Source organism: Deinococcus arcticus (assembly GCF_003028415.1).
GTDB lineage: Bacteria > Deinococcota > Deinococci > Deinococcales > Deinococcaceae > Deinococcus > Deinococcus arcticus.
Genome location: NZ_PYSV01000001.1, coordinates 468,276 through 482,625, shown reverse-complemented (window position 1 = coordinate 482,625; position 14,350 = coordinate 468,276). Strand labels below are relative to the sequence as shown.

Below are 14,350 nucleotides of genomic sequence, written 5' to 3'. Positions count from 1 at the left end.
CCACATAAACCCCTCCTCCCCCCCCCCCTGACCCCAAAACCCCGATGCCCCCCCCCCCTCAACCCCGGGCGCGGCCCGCTTCTCTTTGTGGTCTTCAGCTCCGGCGGCGGCGGCGCAGGCGCTCCATCGCAGAGTCCAGGCTCAGGCGCATGCGTTCCAGGGCCTGGGCCAGATCCCCGATCTCGTCGTTGCGCTCGGCCTGCACCGGGCGCGACAGGTCGCCCATGCTGATCGAGTCGGCGATCTTCACCAGTTGCTCAATGGGTTCCACCACGCGCCGGGCGGCGCGCAGCGCGAGGTACGCCGCCAGACCCAGTGCCAGCAGCGACACGAACAGCACCAGCAGCAGCGTGTTGCGCAGGGCGGCGGCCTGCTGGGCGTTGGACACGCCCACGGCCACGGTGTACAGCAGGTTGTCGTTGCCGTCCACCTCGCGCCCCGAGGTCAGCGCGCGCTTGCCGTCCGTCTGCGAGACGGTGACCTGCTGCACGATGAAGTTCACGTTCGTGGCCTTCTGGTTCTTGGGGTCGTCGGCCTGCGCCTGCAGCTTCTGCACGTCGTTGGCCGTGCCGCCCATCTCCTTCATCTCGTTGGCGCGGGCCTGATACACCTTGGCGGGCGAGATGGTGGCCAGGAAGTTGCTCTTGCTGGGGTTCTCGATCAGCCAGTTGCTGACCTCGGCGTTCAGCAGGTCGTTGATCTCGGTGTTCTGGCTGGCGAAGTAGCGCGAGCCGTCGCGCAGTTCCACCTGCACGAACCCCACGCTGGAGTTGTTCACCAGCGCGTCCAGCTGCGGCTGAATCGCCTGAAAGCCCCGGTTGGGGTCAATGTTGCTGCTGACCGCCACGGCCACGGCCTGCGCGTTGCGCTGCACCAGGCCCTGTTGCAGGGGCGGCAGCGTCAGCGCCAGCACGCCCAGGGTCAGGGCGCTGGAGATGCCCAGCGGCACCAGCGCGCCCACGGCCATGCGCTGGCCCAGGCTGGTGCGGCGCTTGGTGGCCTTGGGCGCGTCGTCCACCAGCGGGGTCACCACCATGGTGTCCATGGCCTGGGGCACGCCGGCCGCCACGGGCCCGGCGGCCGGCGTGGCGTCGTGCATCGTCAAGGCGCCGGTAAAGTCGGACCATACGTCGGCGCTGGCGTCGGGCGCCGCAGCGGGGGCGCTGGGGGGCGGCGCCGTCACCGGGTCCATCACGGCCGCGCCGCCGCCCCAGCCGCTGGGCCCGCTGTCCAGTCCACCCAGGGCGCTGGCCAGGCCGCCGTCCAGGGCGCCCCCACTGGAGCCGCCCATCGCCGGGGCCGCAAAGGGGTCCGGCGCCCCGAAGGGGTTCTGATCCGGGGCGCTCTCGGCAAAGGGCACAGCCGGCCAGATGGCCGAGGCCCGCAGGTCCGCCATGTCCTGCGAGGCGGTGCTCTGGGCCTGCAGCGGTGCCAGCGGCGCGTCGTCGGCCATGACCGGGGCGGGGGCCGGCCGGCTGGGGGCCACGCCCTGGAAGGGCTCACTGAGCATGTCCGTTTCCTCGCGGACCTCTTCCAGCGCCACGCTGGCCCCCACCTGCTGGAACATGGACATCAGCAGCTCGGCGCGCGCGCGGCCGGTGGGCTTCATCAGGCGCCCGGAGCGGCGGCTGCCCAGGCGCTGGGCCTGCTCGGCGTTCAGGCCGAACCGCTCCTGCAGCAGCTGCTCCAGCTCCTGCTTTCTGTCCTGCGCGACGGCTTCTCGAATGACAACGGTGTACTTCATGTGTGGGCTCCCAGGGTGAGGGGAATCAGGGGAATCAGGGGTGGCGGGGTGGTCGGGCTGGCGCAGCGGCTCATGCCAGTCCCCGGGCGCGGAGGTTGCGGGCAAACTGCTGCACGCGCTCGGGGCTCAGCTGCCGCGCCACATGCGAGAGCAGGTTGTTCAGGGTGGTGGCGTCGCCCAGATCGTCCAGCGCCTCGTCCACCATCACGGCGGCCATGGGGCCCACCACCGGGGTCAGGCAGGCGGTCACAGCGTCGGCCATGTCGTCCGACACCTGCTGGTGATGCTGGGTGGCGCGCTTGACCCAATCGGCAGCGGCGCGCAGGCGCTCCTGCACGTCGGGCACCGTCAGGCTGGCCAGCCGCGCAACCTCGGCCACGTCGCGCGCGCCGTCCACATGGGTCATCACGCGCCAGACGTTATAGGGCAGCGGGGTGGCGTCGGTCAGGCCCTCGGGCCACTGGGGGGCAGTCATGGTCATGAGACCTCCAGGCCAGAGGCGGCCCATTCGGGGCGTTCGCGCAGCGTTCCCAGCGGCACGTCGGCCAGGCGCACACCCAGCCGCGTCAGCACCGCGCGCAGCGCCGCGTTCAGCGCGGGGCGAAATTCACGCACCGGCACTTCCTCTTCAATGGTCAGCTGCCCATTGCGGAAGCTGATGTCCTGGGCAAAGGGGTCCAGACAGGGGTGCTCGCCTGCCAGGCGCACCGTGATCTGCTGCCACGCGCCGTCCAGCGGCGTGACCCGGTGAAGGGCCTGCAGCAGGTCCTGCCAGAACTGCACGAACTGCGCGCGGTTGCCCTCGGCGTCGGTGGCGTACAGCAGGCTGGGCGCGCCGGCCTCGGGCAGCGCTCCGCCCAGATAGCGCCCATACGACCAGAAGCTGCAGTTGAGCCCCGACACCAGCAGACCGTGAAAGCAGTCGCGTTCCAGTTCACCCTTCAGCGCGGGCCACGGCGTGCGGGCCGCCTGCCCCGGCGCGGCGCGGGTGGCCCACAGCACTTCGGTCACGTTCACCGGCAGCGCTGCGAGGCTCACGCGCGCCCGGGGCACGCCCTGCATGGCCAGCGCCCAGGGCACCGGCTGGCCGCCGTGCGTGAACCCGCCCATCAGGGTGCCGCGCGTCCACACGAAGCGGACCCAGCGGCCCTTTTGCCAGGCGTCGAACACCCCGGTAAACCCCTGGGTCTGGCGCAGGGTCAGATCGGCCGTGACTTCCGTCCACGGGTAGTGGTCGGTGCTGAGGCCCGCATAGACGGCCTCACTCTGGGGCACGGCAACGGCGTGGTTCAGCGGTGGTATGGCAGCAGGAACAGGTTCTGGCATGGCGCTTCCGGGTGAGGTCAGAATGAGAGTTGAGAGGGAAACAGGCACAGGTGGAGTGACCGGGTGGATACTGCACTATCTCACCTCGGAGGCTCTTACGTCGCGCTTACACATGTGCGAAACCTCACGTCTGCCGCTGCGGGACGTGAGGTTCGACTGAGAAAATGGTTGATGAGGGGCCGGTCAGCTGGGTGGCCCTGGAGACAGTGCAGGGCTGGACTGCCAGACTTACAGACTTAGCCCAGTTCGGTCAGCAGGGCCTGGACACGCTCTTTCAGGTCGCCGCGTGCCTGGGGAGCGCCCAGCTGGTGCAGCCCGCCGTGGTAGGCGTCAGGGTCGCCAAACAGGCGCGAGAGCAGGTCGAATTCGCGCTGGCTGCGCAGGCTGGCGTCGTCGCGGAACAGGTTCACGTACTGGTCCTGAAACGCCCACTCGCTTAAGGCCCCGTCCAGAAAGGCGCGCATCAGGCGGCGGTAGGGCTCCACGTTGTCATCGGTGGCCACGCTGCCGGCCTCGGCGCGGGGGGGCACGTGGGCCTGAAACACCGGGGCCAGCGCCTGGGGCGTGATGTCCCAGTTGTTCACCTCGAACTGCGGCTCACCGGCCTGAAACAGAATGAGCTGCGGGCTGTGATGCATGATGCCGGTGAGCTGGGCCACATGGTTGCTGGCCGGGCGCCAGTCCACCACCCGGATATAGCCCACCGGCAGCTCGAAGCGCTGCAGGAAGGTTTCCAGCACCCCGAAGCCCTGCATGGTCTTGTGGCAGGTGCCGGCCTTGAACACGGCGGCCAGGGGGTAATCCTGCAGGAACTGGTCCACCTCTTCGGGCGTGGTCAGGGGTACCAGCACCTGGGCGTCTGTCTGTGCGGTCTGCGTCATGCCCCCAGCATAGCGCCGCTTTACAAAACGAAGTGAAAACCGGGCAGGCGGGTCTGGACCCCCCGTTCATGCTGGGGCTCAGCCGCGCGGGGCGGAGACAGGGTGCGCTGCCCCCGCTGTTTCCGCCGTGTCTGGCCCTTTCACTGCGCCCCCCTTCATTGCGCCCCCCTGCGCCTGACCGCGCCACAGCATCAGCAGCCACGCCGCCCCGGTCAGCGCCGCGCACAGCAGAAAGACGCTGCGGTAGCCGAAGGTCTGGGCCCAGGCTCCCGCCGTGATCCCACTGAGCATGCCCCCCAGGCTGCCGGTGTTGGCAAAGAGGGTGGTGGCCGCCGCAAAGCGCCCCGGCATCAGGGTCTGGAAGTAGGTCATGCCCAGCCCGGCCAGCAGCGCCAGCACCACGGCGCGCAGCACCTGCGCCGCCACCAGCGCGGCTGTGCCCTGCGCCAGCAGCAGCAGGGCAAAGTGCAGCGTGAACAGGCCCATGCCCGCCGTGACCAGCCGCGCCACGGGCGGCGGCCCGCGCCAGGCCACCAGCGCCAGCATGACGGGAATCTCCAGCAGCGCGCACAGCCCCACCAGCACGCCCACCAGGCCCTCGCTCTGGCCCAGGGTGCCGGTCACGAACAGCGGAAAGAAGGTCATGCCCATGCTCATGGCCATGCCGTACAGCACAAAGGCCAGCGCGGCCCACAGCACCGCGCGCCGGGGTTCAGCGGTGGCGGGCTGGTCCGGGCCCACGGTGGCGCGGGGCGGGCGGCCCGGCACCCACAGCAGGGACAGCGCCGCCAGCGCAAAGCAGCCGCTGGCCAGTGCAAACACGCCGGCAAAGTCCAGGTGGGCCAGCGCCAGCGCCCCCAGGCCGGGCCCCACCACCCACGACAGGCTGAACACCGAGCGCAGCGCCGTCATGGCCCGCTCGGCCAGGTCGCCGGGTACCTCCTGCAGGGCGGCGCGCGCCAGTGAGAACACCTGCGGAAAGGCCGCCGTGCCGGTCCCCAGAAACACGGCCCCCACGACCAGCAGCGCCGGGTACGAGCGCACCACCGCCAGCAGGGCGTAGGCCGCCGCCCCCGCCGCCAGTGTGAGCAGCACCAGCGGCTTGCGGCTGGGCCAGCGGTCCGACCAGCGGGCCAGCCGCGTGGCCATCAGAACCGCGCCAATGGCATTGAGCGACAGAAAAATTCCCAGTTGCAGCGGGCTCAGTCCGGCCTCCTGCACCGCGAACAGCGCCATGAACGGCACCGCCAGCGACAGCGCGAAGCCCAGCAGAAACACGCTCAGGGCCAGCCGCGCCGCGTGTGGCAGTCGCAGCACCGCCAGCAGCAATCGGACCGGCGAACCGTGGGTAGGGGGAGCAGGGTGGGTCACCGGGGCCGCCAGCAGGACATCCCAGCACTGTAGCCCGCAGTGGGGCGGGGGGCGCACTGCACCGCCCCACTGCCACGCCCGCCGTCCCTTCAAACTGCACATCCCTAAAGAAAATCCAGGTTGACACAAAACCAATTTTAGGTATAACTAAAATATGATGTCCCGCCTCGTGTTGCTGAGCACCCTGCTGTTGGCCAGCCCGGCGCTGGCCCAGTCCGCTCCACCCAAGAAGACCGTGCTGACCACCTTCACCATCCTGGCCGACATGGCGCGCAGCGTGGCGGGCGACCGCCTGAATGTGGTGTCGCTGACCCGCCCCGGCGCCGAGATTCACGGCTATCAGTTCACGCCCAGCGACATTGTGCGCGCCCAGAAGGCCGATCTGATCCTGAACAACGGTCTGAACCTGGAGCTGTGGTTTGCCCGCTTTACCCGCCAGCTGCGCGGCGTGCCCACCGTCACGCTCACTGAGGGCATCAAGCCCATTTCCATTGCCGCCGACGCCTACCGGGGCAAGCCCAATCCGCATGCCTGGATGTCGCCCAAGAACGCCCTGATCTACGTGGAAAACATCCGCCGGGCGTTCGTGAAACTGGACCCGGCGGGCGCCGCCATATTCAACCGCAACGCCACGCGCTACAGCGCCGAGATTCGCCAGGTGGACGCCATGCTGGCGCGGCAGCTGGCCACTGTGCCGCAGAACCAGCGCGCCCTGGTCACCTGTGAAGGTGCGTTCAGCTACCTGGCGCGTGACTACGGCCTGCGCGAGTTCTACCTGTGGCCGGTCAATGCGGAAGAAGGCCAGGGCACGCCCCGGCAGGTGCGCAGCGTGATTGACGCGGTACGCAAGAACCGCGTGCCCGCCGTGTTCTGCGAGAGCACCGTGCCCCTGTCCGGTATGCAGCAGGTGGCCCGCGAGACCGGGGCGCGCTTTGGCGGCGTGCTGTACGTGGACTCGCTGACCGATGCCCGGGGCCCGGTGCCCACCTATCTGGACCTGCTGCGCAAGGACGCCGCCACCATCGTCAAGGGGCTGACCGGCAAATGAACCCGCACGCACTGGACATTCAGGACCTCAGCGTGGCCTACGGCGGGGGGCGGCTGGCCCTGCGCCACGCCACCCTGACCGTGCAGGAGGGCAGCATCTGCGGCCTGATCGGCATGAACGGCACCGGCAAGAGCACCCTGTTCAAGTCGGCCATGGGCTTCCTGCCGCCTATCACCGGGCAGATCCGGGTGTTTGGCCAGCCCATGCGGGCCGCGCAGCGCCAGGGGCTGATTGCCTACGTGCCCCAGAGCGAGGACGTGGACTGGGATTTTCCAGTCAGTGTGGGCGACGTGGTGATGATGGGGCGCCAGGGCCGCATGGGCTTCCTGCGCCGCCCCGGTGTGCGCGACCGCGAGATGGTGCATGACGCCCTGGCCCGCGTGGGCATGGAGACCTTTGCTGGCCGCCAGATTGGTGAACTCAGCGGCGGCCAGAAAAAACGCGCTTTCCTGGCGCGCGCGCTGGCCCAGGAAGCCCGGCTGCTGCTGCTGGACGAACCCTTCGGCGGCGTGGATGTGGGCACGGGCGAGGCCATCATCGCCCTGCTGCGCAACCTGCGTGACCAGGGGTGCAGCGTGCTGGTCAGCACCCACGACCTCGACACCCTGCAGGAGTTCTGCGATCACGTGGCTTTTGTGGGGGAGCGCACCGTGCTGGTCAGCGGCCCCACCGCCACCACCCTCACGGCCGAGAACATGGCCCGCGCCTTCGGGGGGCGGCAGCATGTGGTCCCGCCGCCCGCGCGCGTGGAGGTGGGCGCATGATCGAAACGCTGCTGGAGCCGCTCACCTACGATTTCATGGTGCGCGCCCTGCTGGTCAGCTCGCTGGTGGGGGCCGCGTGCGCGGTCCTGTCTTGCTTTGTGACCCTCAAAGGCTGGTCGCTGCTGGGCGACGCGGTGTCGCACGCCGTTCTGCCCGGGGTGGTGCTGGCCTACCTGCTGGGCTGGCCTTTCGTGGTGGGGGCGTTTCTGTTCGGCCTGCTCAGCGTCTCGGCCATCGGCTTTATCGGCTCGCGCTCGCGGGTCAAGGAAGACACCGTGATTGGCGTGGTGTTCACGGCGCTGTTCTCGCTGGGGCTGGTCATGATTTCCAAGATTTCCAGCGAGGTCCACCTGTCGCACATCCTGTTCGGGGACGTGCTGGGTATTGGCCAGTCTGAACTGCTGCAGACCATCATTGCCGGCACCCTGGCGCTGGCAGCGGTGCTGCTGCTGCGCAAGGACCTTGTGCTGTACATCTTCGATCCCTCGCACGCGCGCAGCATCGGCCTGAACACCACGCTGCTGTACTACGCGCTGCTGGCGATCCTGGCCCTGACCATCGTGACCGCGCTGCAGACCGTGGGCGTGATTCTGGTGGTGGCCATGCTCATTACCCCTGGGGCCACCGCCTATCTGCTCACCGACCGCTTTGGACACATGCTGTGGCTGGCAGTGGCCTGTGGGGTGCTGTCCAGCGTGCTGGGTACCTACGCCAGCTATTTCCTGGACGGCGCTACCGGGGCGTGCATCGTCCTGACCCAGAGCCTGCTGTTCGGGCTGGCCTTCGTGTTTGCGCCCAAACATGGGCAGCTGGCCCGTCGCCGCCAGCAACGCCGCGAGCGTCTGGAAGAACTGAACCAGCCACTAGGCTAAGCGGCCTAGTGACGCATCCGGTGGCCGGGGGGGAGTGCTACCCTCCGGCCATGACCACAATCCAGGCGTCCACCCTGCCCTCCCGTGCCGATGTGCCCCGCGACCAGACCTGGGATATTGAGGCGCTGTTTGCCACCCCGGAAGCGTGGCAGGCCGAGGCCGAGGCGTTGCCCGGGGCTATGGACGCCCTGGGGGCCCACGCCGGGCGCCTGGGCACGCCCGAGGGCCTGCTGGCCTACCTGACCGCCGCCGACGACGTGGAACTGCGCCTGATGCGCTTTTTTTCCTATGCCAGCATGGGCGCCAGCGTGGATGGCCGCGACGCGGTGGCCGCCGCCCGGCGCGATCAGGCCAGCACCCTGGCAGCGCACTACAGCACAGCAACGGCTTTTTTCCGCCCCGAAGTGCTGACCCTGGACGACAGCACCGTGCGCGGCTGGCTGGAGACGCCTGCTTTTGCCGATCAGCGTGTGCGCCTGGAGCGTCTTCTGCGCGGCAAGCCCCATGTGCGCAGCGCCGAGGTGGAAGAACTGCTGGGCGCAGTGCAGGCGCCCTTTGCCAGTGAGCGCGGCATTCACCCGGCGCTGGCCAACATGGACCTGCGCTTTGGCACGGCGGGCGGCACCACCATCACCCAGGGCAATGTGGACCGCCTGACTGCCCACCCCGAGCGCGAGGTCAGGCGCGAAGCCTGGGAGAACTACGCCGACGCCCACCTCGCCGCGCGCCACGCGCAGGCGGCCATGTACGCCACCAACGTGCGCCAGGGCGTGTTCCTGGCCCGCGCCCGCCGCTACCCCGACGCCATCACGGCGACGCTGGCCCCCGACCGCATTCCTGTGGAGGTGGTGACCACCCTGCTGGACACCTACCGCGCCCACACGCCCGTCTGGCACCGCTACTGGCGGGTGCGCCGCGACTGGCTGGGCCTGAATGAACTGCGCGAGTACGACGTCAAGGCCGCCCTGGTCGCCCCGTGTGAAGTGAGCTACGCCCAGGCCGTGGACTGGCTTGCCGAGGGCATGGCGCCCCTGGGTGACGAGTACGTGGCCGAGCTGCGCCGGGGCCTGACCACCGAGCGCTGGGTGGACTACGCCGAGAACGAGGGCAAGCGCCAGGGCGCCTACAGCAACGGCGGCGGGCGCGTCAAACCCTACATCTTCATGACCTGGAACGGCACCATGAACTCGTACTCCACCCTGGCGCACGAGATCGGGCACTCCATGCACTCGCTGCTCTCGCAGCGCGAACACGCGTTCTCGGTGCCGCGCTACACGCTGTTTCACGCCGAGGTGGCCAGCAACTTCAACCAGGCGATGGTCCGCGCCCACCTGCTGGAACAGGCCCGCGCGGCCGGGGACACCACCTTCGAGGTCCAGATCATCGAAGAAGCGCTGTCCAACTTTCACCGCTACTTCTTCATCATGCCCACCCTGGCCGCTTTCGAGATGGAAGCTTACCGGCGCATTGAAGCGGGCGGCACCCTCAGCGCCCCGGACCTGATGACCCTGACGGCCGATCTGCTCTCGCAGGGCTACGGCGACGGCGTGACCATGGACCGCGACCGCTCCGGCATCCTGTGGGCGCAGTTTTCCACGCACCTGTACGCCAACTTCTATGCCTACCAGTACGCCACCGGCATCAGCGCGGCGCACCAGATTCTGGAACAGTTCCGCGCCGATCCGGACGCGGCCCGCGAGCGTTACCTGCGCTTCCTGAAGTCGGGTGGCCGCCTGGACCCCATTGACGCGCTGCAGGAAGCGGGCGTGGACATGCTGAGCCCGGCGCCGGTGCAGGCCACCTTCCGCACCCTGGAAAGTTACGTGGCCCGTCTGGAAGAGCTGTTGCCACAGCGGCGTTAAGGCCTCCCGTTCCCTGGTGGAGCCGCTCCCTGGTTCACCGCCAGGGGTTTTGTGCTGGCCGCAAGTGTGCTCGCACATGCTGCCGGCGCCCGTCATGCTGGTTCCATGATCACGGCGCCCCTGCCTGCGGCCCACCCCGAAGTGCCTGTGCATGACCAGCCCTGGCCGTGGTGGCGGCGTTTCACGCTGCAGTTCGGCAGCCTGTACCTCGCCCTGTATTTCCTGGTGGGGGTGCAGGGCTTTGCCCCCCTGCCTGACCCGCTGCGCTTTGCTCTGGCAGACGCCCTGAGCCGCGCGCTGTTCCAGGCGCCCCTGCCGCCCCCCGCTGGACCGACCGGCAGCGGCGACACCGCCCTGGACTGGGCCTGGACCCTGGCGCTGCTGCTGGTCTCGCTGCTGGGGGGCGCCGTGTGGACCGTTCTGGACCGCCGGCCGCCGCGGCCCCGCCTCACGCTTACGCTCTCGCAGGTCCTGCGCGTGGCCCTGATCTGGTGGCTGGCCATTTACGGTCTGAGCAAGTTCAACTTCGGGCAGTTTGGCCTGCTGGGTTCGGGGCAGCTGGACACGCCCTACGGCGAGTCCAGTCCCATGGGCCTGCTGTGGCGCTTCATGGGCGCCAGCCCTGGCTACCAGTGGCTGGCTGGCGTGGCCGAGGTGCTGCCTGCCCTGCTGCTGCTCCACCGCCGCACCGTTACACTGGGCGCCCTGGTGGCCGCCGTGACCATGACGAATGTGCTGGCCCTGAACCTCTTTTACGACGTGCCGGTGAAGAACTTCAGCGCCCACCTGCTGCTCTCGGCGCTGGTGCTGCTGGCCCTGGACGCCCGGCGCCTGCGCGCCCTGGTGACGGGCGGGGCCGTGCCCGCCCAGGAAAGGCGCCCACAGCCGCGCGTGATGACGGCCCTGGCCTGGCTGGCCACCGCCGCGCTGCTGGGCGCCGCCGCGCTGCAGGCGCGCACCGGGCTCGCAGCCCTGCACACCGACCGCCAGCGCACCCAGGTCAGCGCCGAGCCCCTGAAAACGCGCGGCTTTCACTGGGTGAACGAAACGCCGTACAACCGCTGAAGCGGGGCGCGCAAAAAGGGCAGGGGCGACCACACGGCCGCCCCTCTCTACAGCGTCTGCGGGCTTACGCCTGCTCGACTTCCACCATCTCGCTGGCTTCAATGATGTCGCCTTCCATCACGTCGTTCCAGTCAATGTTGATGCCGCACTCGAAGCCGGTCTGCACCTCGCGCACGTCATCCTTGAAGCGCTTGAGGCCGATGATCGTGCCCTCGTAAACCACCTCTTTGCCGCGCAGCACCCTGGCCTTGGCGTTGCGCTTCAGCGAGCCGTCCCGGACGTACGAGCCGGCAATGTTGCCGCTCTTGGGGTGGCGGATGACCATACGCACCTCGGCGCGGCCCAGGTACTTCTCCTCGAACACAGGCTCCACGTTGCCCTTGATCAGGCGGTCCACCTCATCAATGAGTTCGTAGATGATGCGGAAGGACTTGATGTCCACGCCCTTGGAGTCGGCCACCTTCTTCACGCCGCCTGAAGGGGTGACGCTGAAGCACAGAATGGTCGCCTCGGCGGTGGACGCCAGCAGCACGTCGCCTTCGGTGGGCGCGCCAATGCCGGCGAGCATCACGTTGATCTTGACGTCGTCGGATTCCTTGCGGGCCAGGATGCCCTGAATGGCTTCCACGCTGCCCTGGGTATCGGCGCGCAGAATCAGGTTCACGGTGCGCACACTGCCCAGCGGCCCCATCATCTCTTCCAGGGTCAGGCGGCGCTGCACACGGGCATTTTCGGCGTCGCGGCGGGTGTCAACTCGCCCGGCCACCACTTCGCGCGCGGCGTGCTCGTTCTTGGCCGACTGCACCTTCTCACCGCTGGACGGCACCTCACTGAAGCCCAGAATCTGCACCGGGGTGCTGGGGCCCGCTTCCTTGATGCGCGCCCCCGCGCTGTCGGTCATGGCCTTGATCTTGCCGTAATTCTCGCCCACCACCAGGAAGTCGCCCACGTGCAGGGTGCCTTCCTGCACCATCACGGTGGCCAGCACGCCGGCCTGCTTGTCCACCTTGCCTTCAATGACCACGCCGCCAAAGGCTGCCCTGGGGTCGGCGCGCAGGTCTTCGAGTTCAGCCGTCAGGCTGATGTACTCCAGCAGGTCTTCCACGCCCTCGCCGGTCCTGGCGCTCACCGGCACCACCACGAGGTCCCCGCCGTACTCCTCGGGCACGAGGTTGAGCTGCGTCAGGTCGGTCTTGACGCGCTCGGGGTCGGCCTGGGGCAGGTCCACCTTGTTGATCGCCACGATCATGGGCACCTTGGCCGCCTGCGCGTGGGCAATCGCCTCGCGGGTCTGCGGCATCAGGGAGTCGTCGGCGGCAATCACGATGATCGCAATGTCAGCCACGTTGGCGCCGCGCGCGCGGATGGTCGTGAACGCCTCGTGGCCGGGCGTGTCAATGAACACGATCTTGCCCTTGCTGGTCTTGGCTTCAAAGGCTCCGACGTGCTGGGTGATGCCGCCCGCTTCCTTGGCCGCCACCTTCGTCTTGCGGATGTAGTCCAGCAGGCTGGTCTTGCCGTGGTCCACGTGGCCCATGATGGTAACCACAGGCGCGCGGTGGGGCACTTCGGAGGTGCCGCCATCGCCTTGGGCGTCGGTCACTGGAGCTGCCTTGGCCTGCGGCACCGGGGCAGCCGCAGGCTGCTCGGGTGTGGCCTGCTCTGCGGGGGCCTGCACGGTCGGTTCTGCGGTTGCCTCGGCGCTGGTGCCCTCCGCCTGCTCCTCGGCCAGAATCTGCTTGATCAGCTCCACGGTGTCTTCCTCAATGGTGCTGCTGACGCTCTTGTACGACACGCCCAGCCCATCGAGAATTTCCAGCATTCTTGCGTTTTCGACGCCAAGGTCTTTGGCGAGGGTATAAATCCGAACTTTCGACATGCTCACCTCCGGTGAGTCCTGCCCTGGGGCCTGGCCCCAGGTTTATGAATCGGTGACGCCCGGTGGGCCCTCAAGAAGCGCCGCCACGGCCGCCGCCTGCGCCCCGAACGTGCGGCGCAGCCGCTTGTCCTGCCAGCAGGCGGGTGTATCCGCGCACAGGTAGGCGCCCCGGCCCTGCCTGTGTCCCTGGCTCAGGGTCCAGACCCCGGCCACCCGCGTCAGGCGCAGGAAGTCGCCCTGCGGCCGTTTGCGGCGGCACGCCACGCAGGTGCGTTCGGGCACGTGCCGGGTGGGGGTGGCGTGCGGGCCCGTCAAGAGTTACTCCACGTCGTCCGGGCTGGCGGTGGCCACCGACTTGCTGTCCTTGAACAGCGCGTCAAAGGCCGACTGGGCCGCCGCGTTGCCCTGAGCGCCCTGATCGTCGTGCATGGCCTGCTGCATGGCCGCGTCCAGGTCGCTGATGGCGGCCGTTTCCCGCAGGTCAATCTTGAAGCCGGTCAGCTTGGCCGCCAGCCGCACGTTCTGGCCGCCCTTGCCGATGGCCAGCGACAGCTGATCGGGCGTGACGGTCACAGTGGCTTCGCGGCGCTCGGCCTGCGCTTCAATCAGCCCCACCTTGGCGGGCGACAGCGCGTTGCGAATGAAGTCGCGGGTGTTGGCGTCCCACAGAATCACGTCCACGCGCTCGCGGCCCAGTTCGCCCGTGACCGCCTGAATGCGGTTGCCCCGGTGCCCGATGCACGCGCCGATGGGGTCCACGTTGCTGTTGTGGGAAAACACCGCCACCTTGGAGCGTTGCCCGGCTTCACGCGCAATCGCCTTGACCTCCACGATGCCGTTGGCGACTTCGGGAATTTCCTGGCGCAGCAGGTAATCCAGCAGCCGCTCGTCGGCGCGGCTGGCCAGAATGGTGGGGCCCTTGGGCGTCTTGCGCACTTCCTTGAGGTAGATCTTGACGCGGTTGCCGGGGGTCAGCTTCTCGCCGGGAATCTGCTCGCGGGGGGGCAGAATCGCCTCGCCCGCGCCCAGTTCCACGAACCAGTTGCCCTTGTTGTCGCTGCGCACCACCTGCGCGGTCAGCACCTGCCCCTCGCGGTCCTTGTACTCGTTGAACACCACGTTGCGCTCGGTTTCGCGCATCTTCTGGGTCAGCGTCTGCTTGGCGGCCTGCAGGGCAATGCGCGAGAACTTCTCGCGGTCCACCGGGAATTCCATCTCCATGCCCACTTCCACGCCGGGGTCCAGCTCCAGCGCGTCGGCCAGGGAAATCTGCAGGTTCTCGTCTTCCACCTTCTCCACGACCTCGCGCACGACCAGCACTTCCAGTTCGCCGCTCTGCGGGTCCAGATGCACCTCGATGCGCTTGTCGGGTTCCACGTTGCGGGTGTAGGCCTGCGCGAGGCTCTGCTCGAACGCCTCGATCAGCTGCAGTTCATTGATGTTGCGCGCCTGCGCCACTTCCCGCAGGGCGTCGGCGAAATTGAATTCGGGTTGGCTCATCTCACTCTTCCTTTGTGGTCCGCACGCAGCGGAACGGT

At 68.4% G+C, this 14,350-nt stretch carries 13 protein-coding genes; 5 read left to right on the top strand and 8 right to left on the bottom strand.

Annotation, left to right across the window (positions count from 1 at the left end; translation table 11 throughout):
• Window positions 1-94: 94 nt before the first annotated feature.
• The 5 genes from C8263_RS02255 to C8263_RS02235 all read right to left on the bottom strand — a co-directional run bounded on the left by C8263_RS02255 (window position 95) and on the right by C8263_RS02235 (window position 5,322).
• A complete protein-coding gene (locus tag C8263_RS02255) occupies window positions 95-1,744 on the bottom strand; it encodes a HAMP domain-containing protein (RefSeq protein ID WP_107136440.1) in 1,650 nt (549 codons plus the stop codon).
• 70 nt (window positions 1,745-1,814) lie between these two features.
• A complete protein-coding gene (locus C8263_RS02250; protein WP_233218586.1) occupies window positions 1,815-2,225 on the bottom strand; it encodes a DUF8082 domain-containing protein in 411 nt (136 codons plus the stop codon).
• Entirely contained in the window at window positions 2,222-3,019 is a 798-nt protein-coding gene (locus tag C8263_RS02245; protein ID WP_233218585.1) for a hypothetical protein, read from the bottom strand. Before C8263_RS02245 ends, C8263_RS02250 begins: the two co-directional genes overlap by 4 nt.
• 287 nt (window positions 3,020-3,306) lie before the next feature.
• Window positions 3,307-3,951 carry a monothiol bacilliredoxin AbxC gene (gene abxC, locus C8263_RS02240; protein ID WP_107136438.1) on the bottom strand — a complete coding sequence of 215 codons (645 nt, stop codon included), beginning with the start codon at window positions 3,949-3,951 and terminating at the stop codon, window positions 3,307-3,309.
• Between the two features lie 78 nt (window positions 3,952-4,029).
• Window positions 4,030-5,322, bottom strand: coding sequence for a sugar efflux transporter (locus C8263_RS02235; RefSeq protein ID WP_233218584.1), 1,293 nt, complete (start codon window positions 5,320-5,322; stop codon window positions 4,030-4,032).
• A gap of 154 nt (window positions 5,323-5,476) precedes the next feature.
• Between C8263_RS02235 and C8263_RS02230 the strand changes: the two genes are divergently transcribed.
• The 5 genes from C8263_RS02230 to C8263_RS02210 all read left to right on the top strand — a co-directional run bounded on the left by C8263_RS02230 (window position 5,477) and on the right by C8263_RS02210 (window position 10,933).
• Window positions 5,477-6,370: a metal ABC transporter substrate-binding protein gene (locus C8263_RS02230; RefSeq protein ID WP_107136436.1), complete on the top strand. Its 894-nt coding sequence runs from the start codon at window positions 5,477-5,479 to the stop codon at window positions 6,368-6,370.
• Window positions 6,367-7,134 (top strand): metal ABC transporter ATP-binding protein, encoded by a 768-nt coding sequence (locus tag C8263_RS02225; RefSeq protein WP_107136435.1) that lies wholly within the window; start codon window positions 6,367-6,369, stop codon window positions 7,132-7,134. The genes C8263_RS02230 and C8263_RS02225 overlap by 4 nt, the downstream gene beginning before the upstream one ends.
• A complete protein-coding gene (locus tag C8263_RS02220) occupies window positions 7,131-8,006 on the top strand; it encodes a metal ABC transporter permease (RefSeq protein WP_107136434.1) in 876 nt (291 codons plus the stop codon). The genes C8263_RS02225 and C8263_RS02220 overlap by 4 nt, the downstream gene beginning before the upstream one ends.
• 50 nt (window positions 8,007-8,056) lie before the next feature.
• The gene (pepF, locus tag C8263_RS02215; RefSeq protein ID WP_107136433.1) at window positions 8,057-9,868 is read left to right on the top strand and encodes an oligoendopeptidase F; all 1,812 of its coding nucleotides are present in this window, start codon (window positions 8,057-8,059) and stop codon (window positions 9,866-9,868) included.
• Between the two features lie 105 nt (window positions 9,869-9,973).
• Complete coding sequence (locus C8263_RS02210; protein WP_107136432.1) at window positions 9,974-10,933, top strand: hypothetical protein; 960 nt, start codon at window positions 9,974-9,976, stop codon at window positions 10,931-10,933.
• Window positions 10,934-10,997: 64 nt separating this feature from the next.
• Here C8263_RS02210 and infB read toward each other — a convergent pair whose 3' ends face one another.
• The 3 genes from infB to nusA are packed head-to-tail and all read right to left on the bottom strand — an operon-like array spanning window position 10,998 to window position 14,312.
• On the bottom strand, window positions 10,998-12,812 hold the full coding sequence (infB, locus tag C8263_RS02205) for a translation initiation factor IF-2 (RefSeq protein WP_107136431.1): 1,815 nt from the start codon (window positions 12,810-12,812) through the stop codon (window positions 10,998-11,000).
• A gap of 42 nt (window positions 12,813-12,854) precedes the next feature.
• Window positions 12,855-13,127 (bottom strand): YlxR family protein, encoded by a 273-nt coding sequence (locus C8263_RS02200; protein ID WP_107136430.1) that lies wholly within the window; start codon window positions 13,125-13,127, stop codon window positions 12,855-12,857.
• Between the two features lie 3 nt (window positions 13,128-13,130).
• Window positions 13,131-14,312: a transcription termination factor NusA gene (gene nusA / locus C8263_RS02195; protein WP_107136429.1), complete on the bottom strand. Its 1,182-nt coding sequence runs from the start codon at window positions 14,310-14,312 to the stop codon at window positions 13,131-13,133.
• Window positions 14,313-14,350: the final 38 nt, after the last annotated feature.